We start from the raw sequence: 26,609 nt of genomic DNA, 5'->3' as shown, positions 1-26,609 counted from the left end.
CGTGTTGAAAAAACCTATTCGATCAGCACGGCTCAAAAAGGAATAGGTCAAGCCAAAGGTTCAAATCAAACCCCACTAGGTAAACATATTATTCGAGCCAAAATTGGCGACGGATTACCGGTAAATAGTGTGTTTGTTGCACGCCGACCAACTGGTGAAATTTATAATGATGAGTTGGCTAAATCGAACCCAAAGCGCGATTGGATTTTGACTCGTATTCTTTGGTTAAGCGGCTGTGAAAAAGGCCGCAATCGATTGGGTTCGGTGGATACCATGCAGCGTTATATTTACATTCATGCAACGCCTGATTCTGAACCCATGGGGCAAGCTTTGTCACACGGCTGTGTGCGTATGCGCAATCAAGATATGTTGGAGTTATTCGAGCTTGTCTCTGTGGGCACAAGAGTTAACATTCACCTATGATTAATTATTTACTACGATTGGGCCTGTCTTTATTGTTTATCACTTGGGTGGTGAGCAGTCTGGTTTTCTTGCTTATTCATTTGGTTCCAGGCGACCCCGTTTCCGTGATGCTGGGTGACTGGGCGAGTCCGGCCGATGAACAGGCGTTACGCCATCAACTGGGGTTGGATCAGCCACTTTGGCAGCAATACATTCATTACTTTATGGGGCTATTGCAGTTTGATTTAGGCACCTCGTTATTCTTTCAGCAGCCAGTATCTGATTTGGTTTTACAGCGTTTACCTATGACCGCTTATTTAGCCGTCATGGCGATGTTGATTGCGGTGTTGATTGCGTTTCCGTTAGGCATGTGGGCGGCGCTCAGATCCGGTCGCTGGCCAGACTATGCGTCGATGACAGTGGCGTTGGTCGGGGTTTCTATTCCCAATTTTTGGCTGGGGCCGATGTTAATTTTACTGTTTTCGATTAGTTTAGCTTGGTTGCCAGTCAGTGGAGCGGATCAGCCTTGGGCTTGGGTGTTGCCGGCAGTCACACTGGGTACGGCATTAGCGGCCATCTTAGCTAGGATGTTACGTGCTTCATTATTAGAAATTTTCCATGAAGACTATATTCGCACCGCCAGAGCAAAAGGGTTATCCAATACCCGAGTTTATGGCCTGCATGCTCTGCGTAATGCGTTGTTACCCGTGGTGACAATTATGGGGTTGCAGCTGGGTACTTTATTAGGTGGCGCGGTTATAACCGAGGTGGTATTTGATTGGCCGGGTTTAGGTCAATTATTAGTTGATTCGATTCAGCGGCGCGATTACCCAGTGGTTCAAGCCTGTATTTTAATAATTAGTGTGGCCTATATTACTGTGAATGCACTTACGGAACTGGTGTACGCATGGTTAGACCCAAGAATTCGGTTGGCAAAATGAAAACTAATAAGGTGACACATTAGATGAAGTGGTTAAGTTTGCTAATCGTGCTTGCTTGGTTTGCGATGGCGTTGGGTGCCTTTTTGGTTGGTGAGTCAGCGAATTTAGTAGATTTGAGCAAATTGTTGGCGGTGCCTGATTGGCAGAGCTGGTTGGGCTACGACGAGTTAGGACGCCCGTTATTTGAGCGTTTATTACTTGGTGCACAAACCTCCTTGTTTGTGGCCTTAGGTGTGGTGGTTTTCTCGGCATTAATTGGTACCAGTATCGGCATTTACAGCGGTTTTATGGGTGGCTGGGTTGATCGTGTCATCACTAAAGTGATTGATGTGTTTTTAGCTTTCCCTGGCTTGTTATTAGCGATAGGTTTGGCGGCCGTATTAGGCCCAGGGATTGAGAATGTGATCTTGGCACTCGTCGCAGTAGGTTGGGTGGGTTATGCACGTTTAGCACGCGCTCAGACCTTAAGTTTACGCCATCGGGAGCATATTCAAGCGGCCCGCGCTTTGGGCGTGAACCAGCCGGTTATTTTATACCGACATTTATTGCCTTTGATTATCGCACCTTTAGGTGTTGAGGCTACATTTGGTTTTGCAGGCGCGGTGATTGCCGAAGCCGGGCTGTCTTTTTTAGGATTAGGGGTTCAGCCACCTGATGCGTCGTGGGGTAATATGATCCGAGAGGGTACACGCTATTTGTTGGTAGCGCCGCACTTGGTTATTGTGCCAGGTGTCGCGCTAATGTTGGTGGTATTGGCGATTAATGTATTGGGCGATCGTTGGCGAGATTACCTAGATGTTAAACAAGGTAAACCACACCTATAAGTACCAGGCCTGGTATAAGGAAATGTATTTATGTTGAAAGTTCAAGGCAAAGCCATGTCGCTAGGCAGTGTGATGATTGGTGTTGGCGGTTTAACATTAACCGATCAGGAACGGGATTGGTTACTCAGTCCAATGGTGGCAGGGGTGATTTTGTTTAGCCGTAACTTTGAGTCACCTGAGCAATTAAAAGCTTTGTGTGATGATATTCATGCACTACGTCATCCTAAACTACTGATTGCGGTTGATCATGAAGGTGGACGGGTGCAGCGATTCCGCCAAGGTTTTACACGTTTACCATCTATGCGTGTGTTAGGTCAGCTTTATCAACAATCTGCCGAAACCGCGCTAAAAAAAGCCTACGAGCTAGGCTGGCTGTTGGCGACCGAATTATTGGCCTGTGGTGTGGATTTTAGTTTTGCGCCCGTTGTGGATTTAGATTATGGCGAAAGCCATGTAATTGGTGATCGTGCTTTTTCATCGGACCCTTTCATTACCGGAAAGTTGGCGATGCAAGTCAGCTCAGGGATGCGTGAAGCGGGAATGGCGTCGGTTGCCAAGCACTTTCCCGGCCACGGCTATGTTAAAGCCGATACCCATGAAGAAATTGCGATCGATCAGCGGCATTGGCCGCAAATTCAGCAACAGGACCTACAACCTTTTTTGAGCTTGATGTCGCACGGTTTAGAAGCGGTTATGCCCGCGCACGTTCGTTATCCTAATGTCGATGATTTGCCGGTAGGTTTCTCTGATTATTGGTTGCAAAAGATTTTGCGTGAAGAATGTCATTTTGATGGCGCAATCATCAGTGACGACTTGGGTATGCATGCCGCCGCTGTTTATGGTTCGGTGGTTGAGCGCGTTAACCTAGCCTTAAAAGCAGGTTGTGATTTGGTGTTGGTATGCAATGAATTGGACCAAATTCCAGCCGTGCTAGCGCAGGGCACTCAACGGCGTTGCCCAATTTCGCACGCACGTTTAATCCGATTGCATGGACGGGCTCATGTTTCATTTGATCGTTTGCATTATGAACCTCTGTGGCAAGCTGCGGCTAAGAATATTAGTCAGTTAAGTGAGCAGGCTTTACAAACAACGTTAATTTAGAGGATATTGACTTCAGGTTCTAAGTGGATGCCAAACTTATGCATTACCTCGTCTTGAACCATTTGCGATAGTTCAACAAGCTCTTTACCGGTGGCGCCACCCAAATTAACCAAAACTAATGCGTGTTTATCAGATACTGCTGCACGGCCATGACTCAGTTTGTGTGCACCTGATTGCTCGATTAACCAAGCAGCGGGAATTTTGTATTGGCCATCCAACATTTTATGGTTAGGAATTTCCCCATGTTCTTGCTGCATTTGTTCGAAATACTCTGCTGATACAATGGGATTTTCGAAAAAACTGCCGGCATTGCCAAGTATTTTTGGGTCAGGTAAGCGCTCTTGGCGCAAAGTCACCACCGCATTGAAGACATCTAAAGGCGTGATACTTGTTAAATTTTGAGCTTGCAGATAGTTTTTTAGCGGTTCGTAAACTAAATTGGCTTGACCGGCATGTAACTTTCTTAAACGAAAAGTGACACGATGCACCAACAGGCGGTTTGAAAACTGTCGTTTGAAAATACTGGTGCGATAGCCAAATTCGCAGTCGGCATTCCGAAACTCAATACGATGACCATCGTATAAATTTAACGCCTGAATTCGAGTGATCGTATCTCGTGCTTCTGTGCCATAAGCGCCTATGTTTTGCACAGGGGCTGCACCCACGGTTCCTGGGATATAAGCTAAGTTTTCAAGTCCCCACCAATTTTTTTTGACAGTGTACTCGACCAATTGATGCCAATTCATGCCAGCGCCAACCGATAACCAAATACCCTCATGATCTTCTTTAACGACTTTTATCTTATTAAAGCTACAGCGGACGATGACACCTTCTATATCATGCGTAAACAATATATTGCTGCCATCTCCCATGATGGTCCAAGGCATCGAAGCCAGCTTTAAATCGGAGCGCAGTACTGGAATATCGCTTTGTTTGCTGACCTCAACGTAATAACGCGTTTTAGTCGCAATATTGAATGTATTGAGATGCGTAATTGGGTAGTTGGCTTGAATGTGCATAGTTTTTGCTTAGTTTGCTATAATTTTAAAAATTTAAGAAGTCTTAAATGCCCATTGTGAGCTAACTTTTTCAATTGGGTTAGCTTTTTTGCCAAAACGTGATGTCGAGACGGATCGAGCAGGCCAAATTATAAAGGAAAACACATGAGTCTTTTGAAACTTTCGACACAATCTTGGTCTTCTCAGACAGTATTTATTATGGCCGCCGTTGGATCGGCTGTGGGTTTGGGGAATATTTGGAAGTTTCCTTATATAGCGGGTGACAATGGTGGTGGTGCGTTTGTATTGGTCTATTTGGCTTGTATTTTAATTATCGGTTTACCGATCTTGTTATCTGAAATAGCATTGGGACGTACAGGCCAAGCAAATCCGGTGCAAGCGATGGCGAATGTGGCTTATGAAAGTGACGCTTCACGTATTTGGTCTGGTTTGGGCTTTAATGGGGTGTTGGCGGGTTTATTAATTTTGTCGTTTTATACGGTTATCGCTGGTATTGCCGTCGCCTATTTTGTCACCAGTGTGCAAGGCGCTTTTGTAGGTATAACGAGTGAGCAAGCGCAAGACTTGTTTGAAACAAAGGTCGCTAATCCTTGGGAACTATTGTTCTGGCATAGTTTAGTAACGGTGTTTACGATTGTCATTGTTTCAAAAGGCATTAGAAGTGGCTTAGAAAAAGCGATTAACTTTATGATGCCAGGTTTATTGATTATTTTGTTGGTGTTGTTAGGTTACGCTACTACCACTGGTTTTTTTGGTGCAAGTGTGGCGTTTATGTTTACGCCTGATTTTACTAAGCTCAGCTGGGAAGCCGTATTAATCGCGTTAGGGCATGCCTTTTTTACCCTCAGTATTGGTTTAGGCACGATGATGGCCTATGGTGCGTATGTCAATCAAAATATGTCGATTGTTAAAGCCAGCGTTTGGATTGTAGTAATGGATACGCTGATTGCGATTATGGCAGGCCTGGTAATTTTTTCAGTCGTATTTGCGAATGACTTGCCTCCAGGCGCCGGACCGGGTTTGTTATTTCAAACCTTGCCTATTGCCTTTGGGCAAATGGTTGGGGGCTGGTTTTTTGGTAGCCTATTCTTTTTGTTAGTGGTGATGGCAGCTCTTAGTTCAGCAATTTCCTTGATTGAGCCAGCCGTTAGCTGGTTTGAGCAAAACTGGGGTTATTCACGTAAAAAATCGGCATGGATTTTGGGTTCGATTGCTTGGTTAATCGGGCTGGGTAGTGTGTTGTCATTTAATTATTGGCAAGATATTAAATTGTTAGGTGATCGTAACTTTTTTGGCTCGGTGGATTTTTTAACCTCAAGTATTATGTTGCCTTTGGGTGGTTTGTTAATTGGTGTATTTGTCGCTTGGACAATGCGGGCGGATTTAAAAGCCCAGCAAATTGATTTGCAAGGTTGGGTCATGCGCTTATTTAACTTCAGTTTGCGTTATGTGACGCCTTTCGCGGTAATTTTGGTATTCGCTTATAATTTGAGCCAAACTTATATTGTGCCGATCATGCTAATTAGTATTGCGATCTATTTAGTTTATGTTTTGAGATTGCTAAATCTTAAACGTTTAAAGAATAGAACATAATTTAAAAGGTTATCCGACTAAAACTTAGTCGGATTGTGTTGTGATTACATATATTGGTTAGTCACAAAGCGGTTCATTTCCATAAAACGAGCATTTAAATCGCGCTGTAATTTATGTGAGGCTCGCACAATCGCTCGCATGACATTGTAAACTGCATGCGGCTGGGTCGTAATCAAACTTTCAAAATCGCTTCGATTTAAAGTAATGACTTCGCTGTCTTTACGGCTTCTTAATGTCATGGAGTGAGGCTCGCCATCTATAAAACTCAGTTCACCAGCTAACGAACCAGCGGTTAAAGCTGCCATGATGGTTTCATCTTTCGCACCGAGGTTTTTAATCACATCTATCTTGCCTGATATGACGACGTATAACTGATCATCCGAGTCGCCTTCTTTAAATAATAGATCATCTTTTTTCAAACTTCTTTTTTGACAAATGGCTAACAGAGCCTGGCATTCGGTCTCCGATAAGTCCTTACCGAGTACTGACTGTGAAAGCGTTAAGATGTCATGTGAACTCATTTAATCGATTCCTTGTTATATAAATATTAAAAAAACTTTTCTGCTGGTCAACGAAGGGTTTCGAGTGGGAATAGAGTATCAAAAACAAAGCCTAATCCGTATACAAATATAAAAACCAGAATAAATACGATAAGGATAGAAAAAGCCTGCTTGTTTTCGATAAACTTTTTACGCCATTGTTCGCCTTTAATCAGTGGCCATACCAGCCAGATAAAAAACACGGCGGCGCCTATTTGAAGGCCGATTAATAAATACTCAAGCCAGCTAGGAAGTTCCATATTTTATGCCTTTGATACGAGTAGGTTTACCAGTATTTGATAGTAGATATCGGTTAACAAGTCTAGGTCTTTAACACTAACACATTCGTTGACCTTATGAATAGTGTCGTTTAAAGGGCCAAACTCAATTACTTGTGCACCAGTTGGAGCAATAAAACGGCCATCGGACGTACCACCTCCTGTCGATAGGTTTGGACGATAGTTCATGATTTTTTGAATCGCGTCAGAAGTAGCCTGAATCAGTTCGCCTTCCGCATGCGTTACAAATGGTAGCCCAGATAAATTCCACTCAATTTGATAGTCTAGGTTAAACGGCGCTAAACAATCTATTACGCCTTGCTGTAAGGATTCAAGTGTATGTTCAGTGGAGAAACGGAAGTTAAACATGACTTCTATTTCACCCGGAATGACGTTGGTGGCACCTGTACCGGATTGTATGTTGGATATTTGTAAGGATGTCGGTGGAAAGTAGTCATTGCCTTGATCCCACTCAATGCCAGTTAGCGCAGCCAAGGCGGGTAGCGCTTTATGTATGGGGTTATCCGCTAATTGTGGATAGGCAATATGCCCTTGCACACCTTTGATTATGAGTTTAGCGTTTAATGAGCCACGTCGACCATTTTTAATCGAATCCCCTAGCTTGACGTCGCTGGAGGGCTCGCCCACTAGACAATAATCGATTTTTTCATTTCGAGCTTCAAGCGTGTCAATTACTTTTACGGTGCCATCTGTTGCGGGACCTTCTTCATCACTGGTAATTAAGAATCCAATCGAGCCATTATGCTGTGGGTAATCCTTAACAAAGCGCTCAGTTGCGACCATAAAGCAAGCAATGCTGCTTTTCATATCAGCCGCGCCACGCGCATATAACATTCCTTGGTCAATTTCAGCTGAAAAGGGTGGGTGCTTCCATTTGTCTAGTGGGCCAGTTGGCACAACATCGGTATGGCCTGCAAATACAAGCAGGGGGCCAGAATCACCTTTACGTGCCCATAAGTTGCTGACTTCGCCGAATGGCATGGGTTCGCAGTTAAAGCCAAGTGGGGTAAGAAAGCCTGAAATTAAATTCTGACAGCCTTTATCGTCGGGCGTAACTGAGTCGATGCGGAGTAGGACTTGGGCTAAATCAATCGTGGCACTCATAAGTTTTGATATTCTTCCAATTTGAAGCCGATCAGTAGTCTTTGATCAAGTTGCAGAACCGGCCGTTTAATTAAAGTTGGGTGTTGGGTTAGGAGGGTCAGATCTTGATCGTCAATCGCGGCCTGTTCGCTATTGGAAAGCTGTTTCCAAGTCGTGCTGCGTTTATTGATCAGGTCGCTGTAATCTGTATAGGTTAACCAGGTTAGTATCGTTTCAGTGCTTAATCCATCTTTGCGAAAATCGTGAAACTGAAAACTGTGTCCGGCAGACTCTAAAAATTTCCGTGCCTTGCGGACCGTATCGCAATTTGAAATGCCGTAGAGAATCATCATGTAAAGGGTGTTCCAGAAAAAGTGTTATAGACTGAGTTTAACCTTGATATCTGGTTAAATCAAAAAAGGCGCTGAAAAGCGCCTTTTTTTGGGTGATTAAATGTCGCGTAATAGTTCGTTAATGCCGACTTTTCCAAGTGTTTTAGCATCTACTTTTTTCACGATTACCGCGCAATATAAGCTATAGGAACCATCTTTTGATGGTAGGTTGCCAGAAACAACCACCGATCCAGCCGGTACGCGACCATAGTGGATTTCGCCGGTTTCGCGGTCATAAATACGGGTTGATTGGCCAATATAAACGCCCATAGAGATAACGGAGCCTTCTTCAACAATGACACCTTCTACGACTTCAGAGCGTGCGCCGATAAAACAGTTGTCTTCGATAATCGTCGGTGCGGCTTGTAAGGGTTCAAGTACACCACCGATACCAACGCCACCCGATAGATGCACGTTTTTACCAATTTGTGCACAAGACCCAACGGTTACCCAGGTATCAACCATGGTGCCAGAGTCAACATAAGCACCGATGTTGACATAAGAGGGCATTAACACCGTGCTTGGTGCAATGTAAGAGCCACGACGAGCCATGGCTGGAGGGACGACACGCACACCCGCGGCTTCAAAATCGGCTTGTGAATAATCAGCAAACTTGGATGGTACCTTGTCAAAATAACGAGTTTCAGATGAGTTCATCACGACATTATCTTCGGTACGGAATGACAATAGAACCGCTTTTTTTAGCCATTCGTTAACCGTCCATTTGCCGACTGATTGGCGTTCTGCCACACGCATTTGACCGCTATCCAATAAATGTAAGCTTTCTTGAATGGCGCGCTTAGTTTCCGCATCAACATTTTTGGGCGTGATTTCGGCACGACGTTCAAACGCCGCTTCAATAATTTGCTGTAGATCCGCAGACATATTTTTAGTTTCCGTTTACTTAATTAAAATACAATTAAGCAATTATAACATTTTTGATTTATGCCCTAAAGAAAAAAGGAGAGAGCGTGGCAAAAGTAGTCGGCTTCGACCATGTCAGTATTTTGGTAAAAGACGCGCAGGCGAGCTTGGCGTTTTATCAAAGAATATTAGGTCTCAATTGTTTAGATAGACCCAATTTAGATTTTAAGGGGTACTGGTTGGACTTAGGTGCAGGTCAGAGTTTACATATTATGCAGTTACCAAACCCTTGTGAACAAGTAGATCGCCCCGATCACGGAGGTCAGGATCAACATTTTGCGTTAAGAGTGGATAGGATTGATGAATTTGTGCCATTACTTGTTCAGCAAAATATTGCTTACACTCGCAGTCGTTCAGGGCGTAATGCTTTGTTTTTTAGAGATTTGGATCACAACGCGATTGAGCTTTTTGAAGCGGGTTGAGTTAAGTTTGCTAGGATTCAATATAGGTCATTAAAGTTTGTGTGAGTTGCTGCTGTCGTTCAATCGGAATCGCTTCGTTGTCAGTGGTGCTAATAATGAAGGTGTCTTCTGCCTTTTCACCGACGGTGTTAATTTTGGCATCATGCATGCGTATCTCGCAATCCCGGAAAGCTTGACCTATTCGAGAAAGCAGGCCTGGTATATCTTTGGTTACTATTGTGATTTCAGTAAATTTCTTACTCAAGTCTTGAAACTGTACTTGAGTGGGGGTTTTAAAGTGACGGATTCGGCGTTCTTTGGTGTGATTGACCATGGGTTTAATGGGTGGATGGTCGACTAGGTTATGTTCCAGTTTTTGCTTAATCTTGTGCAATAACTCAAGGTCTTCAATGGCGACATTTTCTCGATCTAGAAAGTAAACCAAAACTAAGGTCATGTTTTCAAGGGTCGAGTAAACTTTGGCTTCTACAATATTTAGGTTGAGGTTATCAAGTGTTTGAGTGATTTGTGCGAATAAAAAATCTCGGTTCGGCATATAAATCATCAACTCAGAGGCTCCGCGATGGGTTTTCCCAGTTATCGATACGGCAATTTCCTCTAAGGGTGTTTGATAAAGCTGTTGTGTGATGCGGCTAATTTCAAGTGGGGTTTGGCGGTTAAAAAACTCGGTCTTTTTAAGACCGTTCCACAAGGCTTGATAATCACTGGTGTTAAGTGAGTTTTTAGCTAAGATTTCACGTGCTTTTTCTTGATGTAGCAAGGCTTTTTTACTTTTATCTTTTGGGATTTCGAGTGCTTTATCCAGCGCGTTAGAAGTTTCGTTAAATAGCTCTAAAAATAGGGCATTTTTCCAGTCATTCCATACCTCATCTGAGGTGGAGCAGACGTCAGCTACTGTTAGCAGATATAAATAGTTCAGGCGGTTTTGATCACCAACCAAACGAGCAAACTCTAAAATGACATTCGGGTCGCTTAAGTCTTTACGCTGCGCAACACTTGAGAACTCAAGATGATGTCGAACGAGCCAAGCAACCAGTTTGGTATCGCTGTCCGATAAGTTATGGGCCTTACAAAATTGTAAGGCATCTTCCGCTCCCAATACCTCATGAGCGCCATTTCGACCCTTTGCAATATCGTGAAATAAGCCGGCCAAAAACAGAATTTCGGGTTTGCATATTGAGCGCGCAACTTGATGTGCGGTAGGGAATTCAAACGCGTATTCTTTAATGAAAAATCGTCTTAGGTAGCGAATGACCAAAATGGTGTGCTCATCAACGGTGTAGGCATGAAAAATATTAAATTGCATGAGCCCTGATATTTTATGGAAAGCCGGAATATAAGCTTCGAGTATTCCGTAGCTGTGCATGCGTTTTAACGAGGCGTTAACCCCTTTGGGTTGACGGAATATTTCAATAAACAAAGCTTTGTTAATGGGGTCGTTGCGAAATGATTCATCAATTAAGTGCAAGCTTTCACGCAACAGTCGAATAGTGCGAGCACGAATACCAGCGATGCTTGGATCGTTTTCGATAATAATAAAAAGTTCAAGTAAGGCGCTAGGGAAGTGTTGAAAAACTTGTTCAGTTCGAATGTCTAGGTACTGGTTAACTAGCTGAAAACGTTGGTTAATTTTGGTAATTTTTTGTGATTTTTGGCTAAATATTTCTTCATAAAAGTGCTGCAGCAAGATTTCATTCAGCTTGACGACTGAACGTAGGTTTCGATAGTAGCTGTTCATAAACTGCTCAACAGCTAGTTTTTCACTGGTATCTTGGTAGTTAAAGGTTTCAGCAACCTGTTGCTGATTATCAAATAACAAACGGTCTTCGCGACGACTTTTTAAACGATGCAGTATAAAGCGTACACGGCTTAAAAACTTATAGGCGGCGTCTAATTCACGGTATTCATCTGGCGTAATAAACTGTTTTTGGACGAGTTGGTGAATCGAGCTGGCATTAAAATGACGTTTCGCTACCCAGAATATGGTTTGAATATCACGTAAACCTCCTGGACTTTCTTTGATGTTTGGTTCCAGTTGGTAAACCGTATCATGGAAACGTTTGTGGCGCTGATCTTGTTCGGTGAGCTTGGCTTCAAAAAATTCTTGGCTTGGCCAGAAGTCGTTCGATTTCCATAGGCTTTGTAATGACTCAAACAGTTCATAGTTTCCTGTAATCCAGCGAGATTCCAGTAAATTTGTCGCTGTCGTAATGTCTTCTAAGCCGGCTTGGCGACATTCTTCAATGGTTCTAATCGCATGGCCGACTTCAAAACCCATATCCCATAATAGCGTAATAAATTGACTGATTTGGTTAGCGTCACTAAAAGGGCTTTTGCATAGAATGAGTAAATCTATGTCGGAGTGAGGGTGTAATTCTCCACGGCCATACCCACCGACTGCAACTAAGGCAAAGTTTTCAGCATCAAAGCTGTGATGCCAAATTTTTTTTAGGATTTGATCTACAAACACGGAGCGCTCTTTAACTAGTTCTGAGACCGCTGTTCCTTGATCAAATTGATTGAATTGGTGGGCGCTAAAGCGTTGAAGCATATCGCGTCCGACCTTAGCCGCGATATCAGGTTGTTTGAGTGCATTAATAAAATTAGGTAGGTCGGTTTGAGTGTGCATTCATGAGCCTTTGGTACTATAGGAGTGGTTGCTCATTGGTTCTTAATGTAAAAATTTCATAGCCTGTTTCAGTCACTAACAAGGTGTGCTCCCATTGTGCGGATAGTGTGCGGTCTTTCGTTACCACTGTCCAACCATCACCTAGCAGTTTGACTTCTGGTCGCCCTAAATTAATCATGGGTTCAATCGTAAAGGTCATACCAGGTTTAAGCACGGTTTGTTTTTGTTCCTCTGAGCTATAATGCAGAACTTGAGGTTCTTCGTGGAAGTCTTCACCAATGCCATGTCCACAATATTCTTTTACGACTGAGCAATCGTTGGCATGAGCATGTTGTTCAATCGCAAAGGCGACATCATAAAGAGTGGCATTAGGCTTCACTTGTTGAATGCCTTTCCATAAACACTCATGAGCAACGCGACAGAGTCGTGAAGCGTAAGGCGCCACTTCACCTACTTCAAACATCATGCTGGTATCACCATGAACCCCATCTTTAATCACGGTAACGTCAATATTGATAATGTCACCTTTTTTGAGCTTTTTATCACCAGGGATGCCATGACACACAACTTGGTTAATTGAGGTGCAAATAGATTTTGGAAACCCATGATAATTTAGTGTGGCTGGTATCGTACCTTGCACTTGGGTCATATACTCATGGGCTTTTTGATTCAGCTCTTCCGTTGTCACCCCGGGTTTGACAAGGGGGGTTAGCATTTCTAACACATCTGCCGCGAGACGGCCGGCAACACGCATTTTTTCAATTTGTTGTGGGTTTTTTAAGATAATACTCATAGTCGATTAGGTTTATTCCAAGCAGTTATTTTAGGAAAGTCTACCAGATATCTAGCTTCTGGCTAAAGAGCTAAGCAACGTGATCCTAATAAATATTTGCTAAAAGTTTAGTTTTGGTGTTATTTATCGCTAGAAAGCTTGAGTGTTTTGGGGTGTTATGGTATAAATGCCGCGCTTATTTTTAAACAGGATTTGAAGGTAACGCAATTTTAATTAAAACACACGTTTATCGGAACATAAAACGGGGTGCTAAGTCAGAAAGCTTGACTTGGTTCGTTTTAGCTGGGTAAACGGAGGCCTAACCCAAAATTGGAGAGAAACATGGCAAAAGTAACAATGCGTCAAATGCTTGAAGCGGGCTGTCACTTTGGACACCAAACTCGTTATTGGAACCCAAAAATGGGTCAATACATTTTCGGTGCTCGCAACAAGATTCATATTGTAAACCTCGAAAAAACCCTTCCTATGTTCAATGATGCATTGAACTTTGCAGGTTCTGTTGTCGCTAATAAAGGCAAGATTTTGTTCGTTGGTACTAAGCGCGCGGCGCGTGATTTGGTTGCTGAGCAAGCAACTCGCTGTGGTATGCCTTATGTAAACCACCGCTGGTTAGGTGGTATGTTGACCAACTTTAAAACCATCAAGCAGTCGATTAAGCGCTTGAAAGAACTTGAATCTATGCAGCAGGACGGCACCTTCGATAAAATTACCAAGCGTGAAGCGTTAACGCTAACTCGTGAATTGGAAAAGTTAGAGTTGTCTTTGGGTGGTATTAAAGACATGCGCGCGATGCCCGATGCTATTTTTGTTATTGATACTGGTAATGAAGATATCGCCATCTTAGAAGCGAAAAAGCTGGGCATTCCTGTTATTGGCGTGGTTGATACAAATAACAACCCTGATGGCGTAGATTACGTGATTCCTGGTAACGATGACGCGTTACGTGCGATCAAGCTATATCTAGAGTCTATGGCTGATACGGTGTTGGAAGCAAAAGCAAGTATCACTACAGCTTCTGCGGCAGATGAGTTTGTTGAAGCCGTAGAAACGGAAGAAAAAGCCGTTTAATAAAGCTTAATGCATCATCACCAGGCCTGGTCATACCAGGCCTGGTTGTTTCTAACCAAACAAAGATTATTTAGAAGGAATTAAACATGGCAGTTTCTGCAGCGATGGTAAAAGAATTGCGCGAAAGAACCGGCGCAGGCATGATGGATTGTAAAAAAGCCTTGGACGAAACTCAGGGTGATTTGGACGCAGCAATTGAGTTTTTGCGTGTAAAAGGTATGGCTGGTGCGGATAAAAAAGCCGGTCGTGTGGCGGCTGAAGGCGTGATTGCGATTGCGATTTCAGATGATAAGAAAAAAGCCGCAATTGTTGAAGTAAACTGCGAAACTGATTTCGTTGCGAAAGGCGATGATTTCCAGACGTTTGCAAACGGTGTTGCGAAAGTTGTGCTTGCAAAAGGTTTTACAAGCGTTGAAGACTTAGAGAAAGAAACACTAGATTCAGGCAAGACCATTGATGAGACTCGTCGCGCACTTATCGCTAAGATCGGCGAAAATATGCAGATCCGTCGCGTTGAAATCGTTGAAACTTCAAATGGCGAAATCGGTAGTTATCAGCATGGTGAGAAGATCGGTGTTGTCGTTGCTATGAACAATGGTAATGAAACACTTATTCGTGATGTAGCCATGCATGTGGCGGCCACTAAGCCACAAGCTATTTCAGCGGATGATGTGGATCAGGATATGCTTAATAAAGAGCGTGAAATCTTGACAGATCAAGCTAAGGAAAGTGGTAAGCCAATGGAAATCATTGAAAAAATGATTGATGGTCGTATCCGTAAGTTCTTAGAAGAAATTACCTTGTTAGGTCAGCCTTTCGTTAAGGATCCGGATCAAACGGTAGAAAAACTATTGAAAGCAAACGATGCTTCTGTGACACGTTTCATTCGCCTAGAAGTAGGTGAAGGGATTGAAAAAGAAGTATTAAACTTTGCAGACGAAGTAGCCGCAGCCGCAGCCGCAGCTCGAGGTTAATTTGTTAATAAAACCATAACCGTCAGTCGATAAATCGGCTTGATGGTTATGGTTTTTTTGTACTTAAAACACAAACTTGTTATGAAGCTTTGCAGTGTTTTTAAAATTGCATGTAATCGATAAACTTGCCTGTAATTTTAAAAACTTTATAAAGTGTAAAATAAATAAAAGGGTTCGCCATGAAACTAAAGTACTCTCGAATTTTATTAAAATTTAGCGGCGAAGTCTTGATGGGAAAAGCCGACTTTGGTTGGGATATGGTGGTTTTACAGCAAGTAGCCGAGCAAGTGAAGTCGATTTGTGAGCAGGGTGTACAAGTGGCCATTGTGGTTGGCGGGGGTAACGTATTCCGTGGTGGGCAAGTTCAATCCAACTCAATTCAACGTAGTACGGCTGATCAGATGGGAATGATGGCGACGGTTATGAACGGACTGGCGCTAAGAGATGTGTTTGAAAGTATTGGTTTGAAAAGCCGTCTTATGAGTGCCAATGCTGTTGAGGGTGTGGCCGAAGGTTTTAGTGCTAACCATGCACAAAAGTGCTTGGCCAATGGAGAGGTTCTGGTATTTGCAGGAGGAACTGGTAATCCATTTTTTACTACGGATACGGCGGCGGCTCTACGTGGAATTGAGGTTGGAGCTGATGTAGTGTTAAAAGCCACTAAGGTCGATGGTATTTACGACTCTGACCCCAAGAAAAACCCTCAAGCCATTCGATTTTCTCGTCTGAGTTATTCAGACGTTATTCAACAGAATTTACAGGTTATGGACTTGGCCGCCTTTGCCTTGTGTCGTGACCATGCAATGCCCATACGCGTGTTTGATATGTTAAAAGATGGCGCGCTTAATCGAATTTTACTAGGTGAAGATGAAGGCACACTAGTAACGACAGGAGACTAACATGTTAAAAGAGATTCGCGATAATGCGAAAAGTAGAATGCAAAAATCACTTGAAACTTTAGAAAGTAATTTTGCAAAAATTCGTACTGGCCGTGCTCACCCAAGCATTTTAGATTCAGTGATGGTGGACTACTACGGTTCCGATGTGCCAATCAGCCAGGTAGCCAATATTAATGTTGAAGATGCGCGCACTTTAACAGTTCAGCCTTGGGAAGCACCTATGTTACAAAAGGTTGAAAAAGCTATTATGACTTCGGATTTGGGTGTGAATCCCGTTGTGCATGGCAATATGATGCGTATTCCGATGCCAATGCTTACCGAAGAGCGCCGTAAAGAGTTTGCCAAAGTGGCACGTACGGAAGCCGAAAATGCGCGTGTTGCGATTCGTAATATTCGTCGAGATGCGAATGGCGATGTTAAAAACTTGTTAAAAGATAAACAAATTACTGAAGATGAAGCGCGTCGTTCAGATGATGATATTCAAAAGTTAACGGATGAGTTTGTCGGTAAAATCGATAAGTTGCTTGCGGATAAAGAAGCGTCATTATTGGAAATATAAGTCGAATTTTAGCCTTGAATAAGGCATAATTTCGTCTGCACTTACAACGGCCCTTTTGGGCCGTTGTCATTCTTTGCCATCAATTTTGGCTTGGCTATACGCTTAATTGCATTTAGAACACTATTTAGGAATGACCTTGTCACAGACTGAGCCTTCACAACCTGTTCCTCAACATATTGGCATCATTATGGATGGTAACGGTCGTTGGGCAAAAAAACGGTTTTTACCGCGCTATATAGGGCACCAAAAAGGCCGTAACGCGGTTCGTAAGGTCGTAGCTCATTGTGCAAAGCGAGGCGTTAAAGCCTTAACCTTGTTTGCATTTAGTACCGAAAACTGGCGTCGTCCGCAGGATGAGGTGAGTAAGTTGATGGATTTGTTTTTGCAAGCTTTGCAAAAAGAAGTAGGTAAGTTGCATGAAAATAATGTGCGTTTGCGTGTTATTGGTGACCGCGCCGGTTTCAGTGAAACGATTCAGTCTCACATTCTCCAGGCCGAACAGCTTACTCAGGCCAACACTGGTTTAGCACTTAATATTGCGGCTAACTACGGTGGACGTTGGGATATTCTAGAGGCCGTCAAGTCATGGCAGGCAGCCCATCCAAATCAGGCACTAGCCGAACTTTCCGAAGCTGATTTAGCACCTCATTTATGTTTAGCTGATTTGCCAGAGCCAGATCTTTTAATACGCACTGGTGGTGAGCAGCGCATAAGTAATTTTTTGATTTGGCAAATGGCTTATGCAGAATTCTATTTTACCCATACCTTGTGGCCGGATTTTAACGAGGCCAGTCTAGATGAAGCGATCGACTCATTTGCGCAAAGAGAGCGTCGCTTTGGTCAAACCAGCGAGCAAATTTCCTAATGTTAAAACAAAGACTGATCACCGCCTTGGTGTTAATTGTAATTTCTTCATGGGCCTTATTTGGAGCAGAAGAATTGATTTGGCAACTAGCGGTGATTTTAGTTGCTATGGTGGGCGCTTGGGAGTGGACACAATTTATGCGTTTAGAACGTCGCATTCTAAAGCTTGGTTTTAGCCTGCTAACCGCTGGTTTAGTGGCTCTGGGGCTGTATTTTGATGTGCAAAGCTGGATTGTTTATATAAGTATTGTTCAATTAGTTTTTGTGGTGTGGATGGTCACACGTTTCCAGATGACAGCAGGGCAGGTCGGTTTAAGTAACCGAATTTCAGCCGCTTTGATTGGGCTGGTATTACTGGTCAGTTTTGCCTTATCCCTAATTTGGCTGAGAGAAGTTTATTCAGCTTGGATTGTGCTGTTTAGTATGGCCATGATCTGGATGATGGACACCGGCGCCTATTTTGCTGGACGTCGTTTTGGGCAACATAAACTTGCGGTTTATGTGAGCCCAGGGAAAACTTGGGAAGGTGTTTTAGGTGGTGTGCTTTTTGTTGGTTTGGTGTCAGCACTGACTTGGTTTGTATGGGCACAAACTTTCTATTCACCAGGCCTGGTGGTCTTTGTGTTGGCAGCTAGCTTAATCGCCGCGTTGTCTGTTTATGGTGATTTGTTTGAAAGTTTACTAAAACGCCAAGTGAATATAAAAGACAGTGGCAAAATTTTGCCGGGGCATGGCGGGGTGCTGGATCGCATTGATAGTTTACTTGTAGCCTTGCCCTTGTTCTGGGTGTTTTGGTCGTTTATGTGAGTATTAACTGATATGACGATTTTATGGGCTGTGCTGGGTTTTGCCTTACTGATTGGTGTGTTGGTGACGATACACGAATGGGGTCATTTTGCCGTTGCACGTCTATTTAATGTGAAGGTGCTGACGTTTTCAATCGGTTTTGGACGCCCCATTTATAAACTCCAGAAGGGAGAAACCGAATATCAAGTGGGCTTAATTCCACTTGGTGGGTACGTTAAATTTTTAGATGAACGCGTCGACTCGGTGCCTGAGCACGAAAAGTCACGTGCTTTTAATCAGCAATCAGTATATAAGCGTTTTGCGATAGTGCTGGCTGGCCCCTTGATTAATCTAATCTTTGCTTGGTTTTTGTTCGTCGTGATTAATATGATCGGAGTTAGCAGTTTAAAGCCGATCTTTGACACGCCAGCCGATCGCTCAGCTTTAGCTGTTGCAATGGCGGGAGTAGATCATAGCCACCAGGCCTGGTGGTTGGTTGAAGTGGATCAACAGCCTGTCTCAAGTTGGCCACAAGTTCAGCAAGCCGTTTTGCAAGGCTTGGTGCATGATAAAGCGAGCCTGAGTTTGTTGTTGCAAGTTTTTGATGCACAAACTCAGCCGGCTCATAGTCAGTTAGTTGAGCTGTCCTTGTCAGGCTTGGATCTTAATAATGTTAAAACCAATTGGTTAGCCGAGCTGGGTTTTAAACCGAAACCACCAAGTTTAGAGCCGATTGTAGAAGAGGTGCTAGCAGGGTCGCCCGCTTTCAAAGCTGGCTTGCAGTCGGGTGATCGAATTTTGGCCATTAATGGCCAAGTGATGAATGATTGGCAAGCTTTAGTGGAATTTGTGCGACAGCACCCAAACGAATCACATTTGATCAGTTACCAGCGTAACCAAGCGGATTATGAAGTGATGGTTCAGTTTGATAGCTTTGAGCAAGCGGGTAAAGACATTGGGCGTTTAGGGGCGTCGGTTGATCAAACTCAGTTACAACAAACGGATTACTATACCATTCAGCGTTATGGCTTATTTGGGGCGTTTGAGCAAGCTTGGCATCAGTCGGTTAACTTATTGAATATGACGCTGGTGATGTTAAAAAAAATGCTGATTGGTGAAGTGGGTTTAGCTCACTTGTCGGGCCCATTGAGTATTGCTGACTTTTCAGGGCAGGCTTTGCAGTCGGGTTTGATTAGTTTTTTAAGTTTGATGGCGCTGTTGAGTTTAAGTTTAGGGATTTTGAATTTATTGCCCATTCCTATGTTGGACGGTGGGCATTTAATGTATTACTTGGTTGAAATGGTACGTGGTCGCCCAGTCAGTGAGCGCGTTGAAGAAATTGGTTACCGTATTGGATTGACATTAATTGTCGGTCTAACCATTTTGGCTTTTACGAATGACTTGGTCAGAATTACAAATGGATAGAATGTTGAAGAATTTTTTCAAACCCAAACTTATTATCGGCTTTTGTGTCTTAAGCTTATCTCACGCCCTGTTAGCAAACGACTTTGTGATTAATGATATTGTTGTAGATGGTACCGAGCGAATTGGTTTTGAAACTGTGAATACTTATCTACCTGTTAGTATTGGCGACAATTTAACAGCTGAAAAAGAAAGCGAAAGTTTACGCGCTTTATATAAAACCGGATTTTTTAATGATATCGCGCTTTATCGTGGTGACAATAACGAGTTGATTATTCAGGTATCTGAGCGCCCATCGATTGCTCAGATTGATGTGAAAGGAAACAAGTTAATCAAAACTGATGATCTGATGGAGGCTTTAAAGTCGCTCGGAATCAGTCAGGGCAAGATTTACAATGCGATTGAAATGGATCGCGTGAATATTGATTTGAAGCGTCAATATCACAATCAGGGCTATTATGCGGCGGCTATTAAGATTGAAGCGATTGACTTACCACGTAATCGTGTCGAACTTAAAATAACCGTTGATGAGGGCCAGCCAGCGAGTATTGAGCGTATCACGCTTGTGGGAAATGCCACCTATCCTGATGAACGTTTAAAAGGCCTGTTTTTATTGTCTGAAAGTGTGTTAATTGGTAATGGCGATAAATACGCACGACCTAAACTTCAGTCCGATCTGGAAACATTGCGCTCGTTTTATATGGATCGCGGTTTTGCTGAATTTTCTATCGACTCTTCACAAGTTTCCTTGTCATCCGACAAAACCAAGGTTTTTATCTCAGCCAGTTTAACTGAGGGGCCGCAGTACCGTTTAGATGAAATTAAATTCAGCGGCATTACGCAATTAACCGAAGAGGAACTAGTTGAGCTGGCTAAGCTTAAACGCGGAGATTTGTTTTCTCGTAGCGAAGTGATTGCTGCAATAACCGCTATTCGCGATCGTTTAAGTGAGGAAGGTTACGCTTTTGCAGAAGTAGAACCGCGTACTCAAATGGATCCGAAAGCGCAATTGGTTGATTTAGATTTTTATATTCAGCCTAAGAGTCGTGTCTATGTTCGTAAAATTGAAGTAGAAGGCAATACACGTACGCGTGATTATGTGCTACGTCGTGAAATGCGTCAGCAAGAAAGTGCGCCTTATTCATTAGCCGCCGTGCGTCAGTCAACCACTAGATTAAATCGTCTAGGCTACTTCTCGAAAGTTGATATTGATACACGTCGGGTATCAGAAGATGAGGTGGATTTAGTGATTGTCGTGGAAGAACAACCTACTGGCTCATTTACCGCGGGTATTGGTTATTCACAGTTAGATGGGGTCAGTTTTAACTTAGGTATCTCTGAGAAAAACTTTTTGGGTACAGGGAATGAGTTGAATTTAAGCATGAACTCCAGTGCTTCAATGAAGTCGGCAGATATCGGTTATACCAACCCTTACTTTACCGACGATGGTGTGAGCTTAGGAACCGGCTTTTATTACAGCAAAATTGATGCATCCGAATTAAATATTACAGACTACACCTTGGATAAGGTTGGTTTTAGGGTGAATTTAGGCTATCCCACCAGTGAGGAAACACGTTTAAACTTTGGTATAAAAGCCGAAAGCCAGTCATTGCGTTGTTTAACCGCATTTGATGCCTGCGAGCAACATCTCGCTGAATTTAGCGAAGATAATCAATACTTGTTGTTTACCACGGGTTGGCGTTATGACACGCGTAATAGCTTTTATTTTCCATCAAAAGGGCATACCACCAACTTATCCGCTCAAGCTGTCATTCCTGGCACGTCTGATATGACGTTTTATAAAATCTTTGCCGAGGAAAAATGGTTTTACCCTTTAACTGATAATTTCAGTGTCAAATTGAGTGGCGGCTTGTCCTATGGGGCAGGTTACGGTGACATAGAAAAACTGCCGTTTTATGAGCGTTTCTATGCCGGTGGTATCGGCTCTGTTCGCGGATTTGATCCCAACTCGCTGGGCGGTTATTACGAAGATATTAACCGACCACGCGGTGGAGATGCGCGTGTTTTGACTTCTGCTGAGCTGGTGTTCCCTATGCCATTAATTGAAGACTCGTCTAATTTGCGTTTAAGCCTGTTTTTTGATGCGGGTAATATTTTTGACACTTTCGATGACATTGAAACCAGTGAGTTTCGTTCGGCAACAGGGCTTGCTTTCGCTTGGATTACCCCTGTTGGACCGCTTGCATTTAGTTTCTCAAAACCTGTGCACTACAAAAAAGACGATAAATTACAATCATTCCAATTTAGTTTAGGTGTGCCATTTTGATCCGCCACAATTCCTGAGAAAAAAGATTATTCGCTGTTAACAGCGACTCAGATGGTTTATTATTTACGGGTTTTCACTCACCAAAAAACGGAAAATACATGATGTTGAATAAGCTTAAAAGAAGTTTAGCCTTAAGCCTGGTTTTGTTAGCTGCAACTTTTACGGCTCAAGCGAATGAATCAATCAAAGTTGGCGTAGTTAATGTTGGGCTACTCTTAGAGCAATCGCCTCAAGCTAAGGCCGCTAGTGCTGAATTGGAAAGAGAATTTGCGCCACAACAAGAAGAGTTAGGAAAGCTCAATAGCCAGCTTGAAAAAGAAAAGAGCGAATTGAAGCGTAATAGTTTGGCTATGAGCGAGGCTCAGCAGGCTTCAAAAGAGCGCGAAATCCAGATGTTGACGCGCGAAATTCAACGTAAACGCAATGATGTACAAGAATTATTAAATATTCGACGAAATGAAGAGTTAGCAAAACTACAAAGTCTGGTAAATTCGGCGATTCGAGAGGTGGGTACCAGCGAAGCTTATGATTTGATTTTGTACGAAGGTATAGCCTACACCAATAAACGTATCGACTTAACCCAAGCCGTATTGGACTATTTGAGCAAAGACTTCGAAAAGCAAGGTTCTAATTTTAATCGATAAATAGGTTTTATATGGCACAAGCTTCCAATAGTCTGACGCTACAAGAAATTGTGGATTATTTGACAGACAAAGGCTTTGATCTAGTGTTGCGTGGAGATGCATCACAAAAAATAAAGCGAATCGAACGTTTGTCAGCGGCTCAAACGGGTGATATAAGTTTTTTATCAGATGAGAAATATCTAAAAGAGCTTACAAACTCAAATGCATCGGCCATATTGGTTCAGCCAAAACATGCCGATTCCTGTCAAAATTCGGCCATAATTTTAGATAACCCTTACGCAGCCTATGCGTTTGTAGCGCAAAAACTTTATGCGCCATTAGACGTGAATGGTATTCATGAAAGCGCGGTGGTGGCTGATAGCGCTCGCATCTCACCAAAGGCTAGCATTGGCGCTAATGCAGTAATTGGAGAAGGCGTTGTGGTGTCAGATCTTGTTGTTATTGGTGCTGGCTGTGTGTTGGAATCCAATGTTGTATTGGGTAAACAGACTCGACTGGCTCCTAATGTCACGATTATGCAGGACTGCCAAATCGGTGAAGATTGTATAGTGGAGGCTGGCAGCGTCATTGGTGGTGATGGATTCGGTTGGGCAAAACATCAAGGTCAATGGGTGAAGATTCCACAGATTGGCCGTGTGATAATTGGAAACCATGTTTCTATTGGCAATAATGTGACAATAGATCGTGGAGCCATTGAGGATACCGTAATTGAAGACAACTGTATCATTGATAATTTGGTTCATATTGCACACAACGTAAAAATTGGATCTGGAACCGCCATTGCCGGTCAAGTCGGTTTTGCTGGCAGTGCCGTGGTAGGTAAGAACTGTACCTTTGCCGGCCAGTCCGGCATGGTTGGACACATTGAGTTGACCGATGGTGTGACCATTATGGGGCGCGGAGTAGCGACCCACAGCATTCACCAATCTGGCGTTTATAGTGGTTTTCCGGCTGTGCCTTTAGCCGAATGGCAAAAGAATGCAATTTATGCCAAAAACTTGGCTAAGTTCTCTGAAAAAATTAAAGGTTTAAACCAGCGACTAAACCTACTAGAAAAGCAAACAAAAGAAGCCTAAGTTTGTTTGAAACAAGAAAATAAATACTATTAATTGGGATACTTACTCATGTTAAACGTCAAAGATATTTTTGAATATTTACCACACCGCTATCCGTTTTTGTTAGTTGATCGGGTGACCGAATTTGAAGCAGGCGAATATCTAAAAGCCTATAAAAACGTGACGTTTAATGAGCCACAGTTTACTGGACACTTCCCTAATAACCCGATTATGCCAGGTGTCATGATTGTTGAAGCGATGGCGCAATGTACTGGCATTTTGGCTTTCAAAACCCAGGAAGTTAAGCCAGATGGGGATACCATGTATTATTTGGCGGCGGTTGATAATTGTCGCTTTAGACAGCCGGCGATTCCGGGGGATCGATTAGATTTTGAGGTACGTACCACTGGAAATAAGCGCGGTATTTGGAAATTTGTATGTGAAACACGCATCGATGGAAAGGTGATCGCTTCGGCTGATCTGATGTGTGCGGAAAGAAAGGTATAACAGATTGATTCATCCAACGGCTATTATTGATGAAAATGCGCAAATTGCAGAAGGCGTTAAAGTAGGGGCTTATTGTGTGATTGGTGCCAATGTCGAGATTGGTGCAGATTGCGTGCTCGAACCTCATGTGGTTATTACCGGGCCAACTAGAATTGGACGTGAAAACCATTTTTTCCAATTTTGCTCTATTGGCGCCGCCCCGCAAGATAAAAAGTACCGTGATGAACCTACTACTTTAGTGATTGGCAATGGCAATACTTTTCGTGAAAATGTGACGGTCAATCGCGGCACGGTGCAAGATCGAGGTGAAACGCTGATTGGTGACGATAACTGGATTATGGCTGGTGTCCATATCGCCCATGATTGTGTTGTAGGTAATCATACTATTTTTGCCAACGCCACGGCATTAGCAGGTCACGTAACGGTTAATGATTGGGCTATTTTGGGTGGTTATACCCTGGTCCATCAATTTTGTAATATTGGCGCCCACAGTTTTTGCGGTATGGGCAGCGTGATTAATCAAGATGTTCCAGACTATGTCGTTGTATCAGGAAACTTAGCTCAGCCTCGCGGTGTCAACCTAGAGGGTTTGAAACGTCGTGGTTACGATCGAGATCAATTAAGCTTAGTTAAAAAGTCTTATCGTGCTCTGTATCGGAGTGGCTTGAAATTGGATGAAGCACTTGCCGAAATCCAAGCTTTAAATGATGATCGCGGAACATTAAATTCCTTGGTTCAATTCATTCAGCAGGCAACTCGCGGTATTGTGCGTTAATAAACTCTTATGAATGACCGCCAGTCACAAATTGTTTTTGCATTGGTCGCAGGTGAGAAGTCTGGTGACCTGCTCGGTGCCGATTTAATTCGAGGGTTGAAAGCTCGTTATCCTCATGCTCGTTTTGTCGGAATTGGTGGCGAAAATATGCAGGTTGAAGGGCTAGAAAGTTGGTTTGAAATGGAGCAACTTTCGGTGATGGGCTTGTTTGAGGTTCTTAAATATTTACCTAAACTATTGCGACTTCGTAAGCGTTTGATTAAAAAGCTGCGTGAAATAAAGCCGCATGCTTTTATAGGGATTGACGCGCCAGACTTTAACTTCTATGTTGAACGCCAGCTTAAGCAAGCGGGTATCAAAACCATTCACTATGTTGGCCCATCGGTTTGGGCTTGGCGTGAAAATCGTTTAGAGAAAATCAAAAAGTCAGTTGATGGCGTATTAGTTTTATTTCCTTTTGAACCAACGATTTATGATCGTTATCAGATTCCTGTTAAATTTGTTGGTCATCCATTGGCCAACCAAGTTCCTGATGAGCCAAATAGCGTACAAGCCCGACAAACACTAGGTTTGGCTTTGGATATGCCTGTCACGGCTTTATTACCCGGTTCACGTATGAGTGAAATCGATCGGATGGCTGATCCTTATATTCAAGCGGCCAAAAAAATAGCCTTAATTCATCCTAATATGCAGTTTGTTATTCCATGTGTGCATCAAGCCGCACGTGCACGTATAGAAGAGTCGGTTAAACGTTATGGCGCAAAATTGTCCATAAAGCTGATTGACCAACAGTCACAAACTGTAATGGAAGCTTGTGATCAAATGATTGTGACATCTGGTACGGCAACGTTGCAAGCTGCATTAATGATGCGGCCGATGGTGATTGCAATTAAAGTGCATCCGGTTTCTTACTGGATTATGAAACGATTGGCGATTTCAAAGTGGATTGGATTGCCAAATATTCTTGCTCAGCAAGATGTTGCGGTTGAGTTGATTCAGCATGAGGTTACACCGGATAAGTTAGCATTAGAGTTAGGTCGCCTTATTTTAGATAAAAGCCGTCGAGAAACTCAGCTTAAAGCCTTCCGTGTTCAGCGCAGTGCACTTAAACAAGACAGTGCATCACTTGCCGCGCAAGCGGTGATTGATTGGGCCGAGTTAAATTAAATGCAACAGGCGAGTTTATTTGAGGCCTCTACAACCACCAGGCCTGGTGCTATTCGAGTAGGTGTAGATGAGGTTGGTCGTGGCCCGTTAATTGGTGAAGTGGTCGCGGCGGCGGTTATTTTGCCCGCTGATTGTCAGTTGCATTTAAAAGATTCTAAAAAAATGACCCATGCCCAACGTGTCGAGATGGCGGATAAAATTCGTGAGGTGGCACTTGATTATGCGGTGGTAGGGGTTTGCGCTAAGACAATTGATGAAATCAATATATTGCAGGCCACTATGTTGGCGATGCGTCAAAGCGTTGAAGCCTTAAAACAGCCGTTTGATGAAGTGTTGGTGGATGGTAATCGCTGCCCGGAGTTATCTTGTGCGTGTCGCGCAATTGTTAAAGGCGATGCGTTAATAGCTGAAATCAGTGCGGCGTCGATTTTAGCCAAGGTCTACCGTGATGAGCAAATGATGCAGCTGCATGCGCAATATCCAGAGTATGGGTTTGATCGTCATAAAGGCTATCCCACTGTTGATCATTTATCGGCGCTTGAGCGTTATGGTTTAATTGAAGGCTATCGAACTAGTTTTAAGCCAGTTAGACATTGGCTTGAGAAAAACCAAATTCGTTAGTTTCTGGTCGACTGGGCTTT

The 26,609-nt window shown here is 43.2% G+C and carries 28 protein-coding genes; 20 read left to right on the top strand and 8 right to left on the bottom strand.

Going from position 1 to position 26,609, the window contains the following annotated elements:
* The 4 genes from VIM91_RS01265 to nagZ form a co-directional block, all read left to right on the top strand.
* Positions 1-423 (top strand): L,D-transpeptidase (locus tag VIM91_RS01265; RefSeq protein WP_331863026.1); only part of this gene is annotated, 423 nt, incomplete at its 5' end.
* Entirely contained in the window at positions 420-1,343 is a 924-nt protein-coding gene (gene nikB, locus VIM91_RS01260; protein WP_331863025.1) for a nickel ABC transporter permease, read from the top strand. The genes VIM91_RS01265 and nikB, both read left to right, overlap by 4 nt.
* Positions 1,344-1,366: 23 nt before the next feature.
* On the top strand, positions 1,367-2,167 hold the full coding sequence (locus VIM91_RS01255) for an ABC transporter permease (RefSeq protein WP_331863024.1): 801 nt from the start codon (positions 1,367-1,369) through the stop codon (positions 2,165-2,167).
* 30 nt (positions 2,168-2,197) lie between these two features.
* The gene (nagZ, locus tag VIM91_RS01250; RefSeq protein ID WP_331863023.1) at positions 2,198-3,268 is read left to right on the top strand and encodes a beta-N-acetylhexosaminidase; all 1,071 of its coding nucleotides are present in this window, start codon (positions 2,198-2,200) and stop codon (positions 3,266-3,268) included.
* Here the strand turns inward: nagZ and murB are convergent.
* Positions 3,265-4,287, bottom strand: a complete 1,023-nt coding sequence (gene murB / locus VIM91_RS01245) for a UDP-N-acetylmuramate dehydrogenase (protein ID WP_331863022.1) — start codon at positions 4,285-4,287, stop codon at positions 3,265-3,267. The genes nagZ and murB overlap by 4 nt on opposite strands.
* Positions 4,288-4,431: 144 nt before the next feature.
* Here murB and VIM91_RS01240 point away from each other — a divergent pair, with 144 nt between their 5' ends.
* Positions 4,432-5,880 (top strand): sodium-dependent transporter, encoded by a 1,449-nt coding sequence (locus VIM91_RS01240; RefSeq protein ID WP_331863021.1) that lies wholly within the window; start codon positions 4,432-4,434, stop codon positions 5,878-5,880.
* Positions 5,881-5,924: 44 nt separating this feature from the next.
* On the opposite strand, the gene VIM91_RS01235 is transcribed toward VIM91_RS01240, so the two are convergent.
* From VIM91_RS01235 to dapD, 5 genes are all read right to left on the bottom strand, one after another.
* Entirely contained in the window at positions 5,925-6,401 is a 477-nt protein-coding gene (locus VIM91_RS01235; protein WP_331863020.1) for a cyclic nucleotide-binding domain-containing protein, read from the bottom strand.
* A 47-nt stretch (positions 6,402-6,448) separates the two neighbouring features.
* On the bottom strand, positions 6,449-6,679 hold the full coding sequence (locus tag VIM91_RS01230) for a hypothetical protein (protein WP_331863019.1): 231 nt from the start codon (positions 6,677-6,679) through the stop codon (positions 6,449-6,451).
* A gap of 3 nt (positions 6,680-6,682) precedes the next feature.
* On the bottom strand, positions 6,683-7,822 hold the full coding sequence (gene dapE, locus VIM91_RS01225; protein ID WP_331863018.1) for a succinyl-diaminopimelate desuccinylase: 1,140 nt from the start codon (positions 7,820-7,822) through the stop codon (positions 6,683-6,685).
* Positions 7,819-8,154, bottom strand: a complete 336-nt coding sequence (locus VIM91_RS01220; protein WP_331863017.1) for a Spx/MgsR family RNA polymerase-binding regulatory protein — start codon at positions 8,152-8,154, stop codon at positions 7,819-7,821. Before VIM91_RS01220 ends, dapE begins: the two co-directional genes overlap by 4 nt.
* Positions 8,155-8,250: 96 nt before the next feature.
* Complete coding sequence (gene dapD / locus VIM91_RS01215) at positions 8,251-9,078, bottom strand: 2,3,4,5-tetrahydropyridine-2,6-dicarboxylate N-succinyltransferase (protein ID WP_296830490.1); 828 nt, start codon at positions 9,076-9,078, stop codon at positions 8,251-8,253.
* Between the two features lie 86 nt (positions 9,079-9,164).
* Between dapD and VIM91_RS01210 the strand changes: the two genes are divergently transcribed.
* Positions 9,165-9,539, top strand: coding sequence for a VOC family protein (locus VIM91_RS01210; RefSeq protein ID WP_331863016.1), 375 nt, complete (start codon positions 9,165-9,167; stop codon positions 9,537-9,539).
* A 10-nt stretch (positions 9,540-9,549) separates the two neighbouring features.
* Here VIM91_RS01210 and glnD read toward each other — a convergent pair whose 3' ends face one another.
* Both glnD and map read right to left on the bottom strand, forming a co-directional pair.
* Entirely contained in the window at positions 9,550-12,168 is a 2,619-nt protein-coding gene (gene glnD, locus VIM91_RS01205; RefSeq protein ID WP_331863015.1) for a [protein-PII] uridylyltransferase, read from the bottom strand.
* 16 nt (positions 12,169-12,184) lie between these two features.
* On the bottom strand, positions 12,185-12,961 hold the full coding sequence (gene map, locus VIM91_RS01200) for a type I methionyl aminopeptidase (protein ID WP_331863014.1): 777 nt from the start codon (positions 12,959-12,961) through the stop codon (positions 12,185-12,187).
* A gap of 321 nt (positions 12,962-13,282) precedes the next feature.
* Here map and rpsB point away from each other — a divergent pair, with 321 nt between their 5' ends.
* From rpsB to VIM91_RS01130, 14 genes are all read left to right on the top strand, one after another.
* The gene (gene rpsB, locus VIM91_RS01195) at positions 13,283-14,029 is read left to right on the top strand and encodes a 30S ribosomal protein S2 (protein WP_331863013.1); all 747 of its coding nucleotides are present in this window, start codon (positions 13,283-13,285) and stop codon (positions 14,027-14,029) included.
* A gap of 86 nt (positions 14,030-14,115) precedes the next feature.
* Positions 14,116-15,003, top strand: a complete 888-nt coding sequence (gene tsf / locus VIM91_RS01190) for a translation elongation factor Ts (protein WP_331863012.1) — start codon at positions 14,116-14,118, stop codon at positions 15,001-15,003.
* A gap of 179 nt (positions 15,004-15,182) precedes the next feature.
* A complete protein-coding gene (pyrH, locus tag VIM91_RS01185) occupies positions 15,183-15,902 on the top strand; it encodes a UMP kinase (RefSeq protein WP_331863011.1) in 720 nt (239 codons plus the stop codon).
* Position 15,903: 1 nt separating this feature from the next.
* The gene (gene frr / locus VIM91_RS01180) at positions 15,904-16,461 is read left to right on the top strand and encodes a ribosome recycling factor (protein WP_331863010.1); all 558 of its coding nucleotides are present in this window, start codon (positions 15,904-15,906) and stop codon (positions 16,459-16,461) included.
* 130 nt (positions 16,462-16,591) lie between these two features.
* On the top strand, positions 16,592-17,326 hold the full coding sequence (locus VIM91_RS01175; RefSeq protein WP_414719576.1) for an isoprenyl transferase: 735 nt from the start codon (positions 16,592-16,594) through the stop codon (positions 17,324-17,326).
* Positions 17,326-18,132 carry a phosphatidate cytidylyltransferase gene (locus tag VIM91_RS01170; RefSeq protein WP_331863008.1) on the top strand — a complete coding sequence of 269 codons (807 nt, stop codon included), beginning with the start codon at positions 17,326-17,328 and terminating at the stop codon, positions 18,130-18,132. Before VIM91_RS01175 ends, VIM91_RS01170 begins: the two co-directional genes overlap by 1 nt.
* Positions 18,133-18,144: 12 nt before the next feature.
* A complete protein-coding gene (gene rseP, locus VIM91_RS01165; RefSeq protein ID WP_331863007.1) occupies positions 18,145-19,536 on the top strand; it encodes an RIP metalloprotease RseP in 1,392 nt (463 codons plus the stop codon).
* Complete coding sequence (gene bamA, locus VIM91_RS01160; protein WP_331863006.1) at positions 19,508-21,820, top strand: outer membrane protein assembly factor BamA; 2,313 nt, start codon at positions 19,508-19,510, stop codon at positions 21,818-21,820. The genes rseP and bamA overlap by 29 nt, the downstream gene beginning before the upstream one ends.
* Positions 21,821-21,918: 98 nt before the next feature.
* On the top strand, positions 21,919-22,464 hold the full coding sequence (locus VIM91_RS01155) for an OmpH family outer membrane protein (RefSeq protein ID WP_331863005.1): 546 nt from the start codon (positions 21,919-21,921) through the stop codon (positions 22,462-22,464).
* 11 nt (positions 22,465-22,475) lie between these two features.
* On the top strand, positions 22,476-23,540 hold the full coding sequence (gene lpxD, locus VIM91_RS01150; protein WP_331863004.1) for a UDP-3-O-(3-hydroxymyristoyl)glucosamine N-acyltransferase: 1,065 nt from the start codon (positions 22,476-22,478) through the stop codon (positions 23,538-23,540).
* Positions 23,541-23,588: 48 nt separating this feature from the next.
* Positions 23,589-24,026: a 3-hydroxyacyl-ACP dehydratase FabZ gene (fabZ, locus tag VIM91_RS01145; RefSeq protein WP_331863003.1), complete on the top strand. Its 438-nt coding sequence runs from the start codon at positions 23,589-23,591 to the stop codon at positions 24,024-24,026.
* 4 nt (positions 24,027-24,030) lie between these two features.
* Complete coding sequence (gene lpxA / locus VIM91_RS01140) at positions 24,031-24,801, top strand: acyl-ACP--UDP-N-acetylglucosamine O-acyltransferase (protein WP_331863002.1); 771 nt, start codon at positions 24,031-24,033, stop codon at positions 24,799-24,801.
* 9 nt (positions 24,802-24,810) lie between these two features.
* Entirely contained in the window at positions 24,811-25,968 is a 1,158-nt protein-coding gene (lpxB, locus tag VIM91_RS01135; RefSeq protein ID WP_331863001.1) for a lipid-A-disaccharide synthase, read from the top strand.
* On the top strand, positions 25,969-26,589 hold the full coding sequence (locus tag VIM91_RS01130) for a ribonuclease HII (protein ID WP_331863000.1): 621 nt from the start codon (positions 25,969-25,971) through the stop codon (positions 26,587-26,589). It begins immediately after the preceding gene.
* The last annotated feature ends 20 nt before the right edge of the window (positions 26,590-26,609 follow it).

The organism is Thiomicrospira sp. (assembly GCF_036568485.1).
In the GTDB taxonomy this organism is placed as follows: Bacteria; Pseudomonadota; Gammaproteobacteria; order Thiomicrospirales; family Thiomicrospiraceae; genus Thiomicrospira.
This window is presented reverse-complemented; position numbering and strand designations above follow the sequence as displayed.

Excerpts from the sequence above, each read along its gene's own strand:
- nikB (WP_331863025.1), top strand. The coding sequence starts at position 420 with ATGATTAATTATTTACTACGATTGGGCCTGTCTTTATTGTTTATCACT.
- VIM91_RS01255 (WP_331863024.1), top strand. The coding sequence starts at position 1,367 with ATGAAGTGGTTAAGTTTGCTAATCGTGCTTGCTTGGTTTGCGATGGCG.
- nagZ (WP_331863023.1), top strand. The coding sequence starts at position 2,198 with ATGTTGAAAGTTCAAGGCAAAGCCATGTCGCTAGGCAGTGTGATGATT.
- murB (WP_331863022.1), bottom strand. The coding sequence starts at position 4,287 with ATGCACATTCAAGCCAACTACCCAATTACGCATCTCAATACATTCAAT.
- VIM91_RS01240 (WP_331863021.1), top strand. The coding sequence starts at position 4,432 with ATGAGTCTTTTGAAACTTTCGACACAATCTTGGTCTTCTCAGACAGTA.
- VIM91_RS01235 (WP_331863020.1), bottom strand. The coding sequence starts at position 6,401 with ATGAGTTCACATGACATCTTAACGCTTTCACAGTCAGTACTCGGTAAG.
- VIM91_RS01230 (WP_331863019.1), bottom strand. The coding sequence starts at position 6,679 with ATGGAACTTCCTAGCTGGCTTGAGTATTTATTAATCGGCCTTCAAATA.
- dapE (WP_331863018.1), bottom strand. The coding sequence starts at position 7,822 with ATGAGTGCCACGATTGATTTAGCCCAAGTCCTACTCCGCATCGACTCA.
- VIM91_RS01220 (WP_331863017.1), bottom strand. The coding sequence starts at position 8,154 with ATGATGATTCTCTACGGCATTTCAAATTGCGATACGGTCCGCAAGGCA.
- dapD (WP_296830490.1), bottom strand. The coding sequence starts at position 9,078 with ATGTCTGCGGATCTACAGCAAATTATTGAAGCGGCGTTTGAACGTCGT.
- glnD (WP_331863015.1), bottom strand. The coding sequence starts at position 12,168 with ATGCACACTCAAACCGACCTACCTAATTTTATTAATGCACTCAAACAA.
- map (WP_331863014.1), bottom strand. The coding sequence starts at position 12,961 with ATGAGTATTATCTTAAAAAACCCACAACAAATTGAAAAAATGCGTGTT.
- rpsB (WP_331863013.1), top strand. The coding sequence starts at position 13,283 with ATGGCAAAAGTAACAATGCGTCAAATGCTTGAAGCGGGCTGTCACTTT.
- tsf (WP_331863012.1), top strand. The coding sequence starts at position 14,116 with ATGGCAGTTTCTGCAGCGATGGTAAAAGAATTGCGCGAAAGAACCGGC.
- pyrH (WP_331863011.1), top strand. The coding sequence starts at position 15,183 with ATGAAACTAAAGTACTCTCGAATTTTATTAAAATTTAGCGGCGAAGTC.
- frr (WP_331863010.1), top strand. The coding sequence starts at position 15,904 with ATGTTAAAAGAGATTCGCGATAATGCGAAAAGTAGAATGCAAAAATCA.
- VIM91_RS01175 (WP_414719576.1), top strand. The coding sequence starts at position 16,592 with ATGACCTTGTCACAGACTGAGCCTTCACAACCTGTTCCTCAACATATT.
- VIM91_RS01170 (WP_331863008.1), top strand. The coding sequence starts at position 17,326 with ATGTTAAAACAAAGACTGATCACCGCCTTGGTGTTAATTGTAATTTCT.
- rseP (WP_331863007.1), top strand. The coding sequence starts at position 18,145 with ATGACGATTTTATGGGCTGTGCTGGGTTTTGCCTTACTGATTGGTGTG.
- bamA (WP_331863006.1), top strand. The coding sequence starts at position 19,508 with ATGACTTGGTCAGAATTACAAATGGATAGAATGTTGAAGAATTTTTTC.
- VIM91_RS01155 (WP_331863005.1), top strand. The coding sequence starts at position 21,919 with ATGATGTTGAATAAGCTTAAAAGAAGTTTAGCCTTAAGCCTGGTTTTG.
- lpxD (WP_331863004.1), top strand. The coding sequence starts at position 22,476 with ATGGCACAAGCTTCCAATAGTCTGACGCTACAAGAAATTGTGGATTAT.
- fabZ (WP_331863003.1), top strand. The coding sequence starts at position 23,589 with ATGTTAAACGTCAAAGATATTTTTGAATATTTACCACACCGCTATCCG.
- lpxB (WP_331863001.1), top strand. The coding sequence starts at position 24,811 with ATGAATGACCGCCAGTCACAAATTGTTTTTGCATTGGTCGCAGGTGAG.
- VIM91_RS01130 (WP_331863000.1), top strand. The coding sequence starts at position 25,969 with ATGCAACAGGCGAGTTTATTTGAGGCCTCTACAACCACCAGGCCTGGT.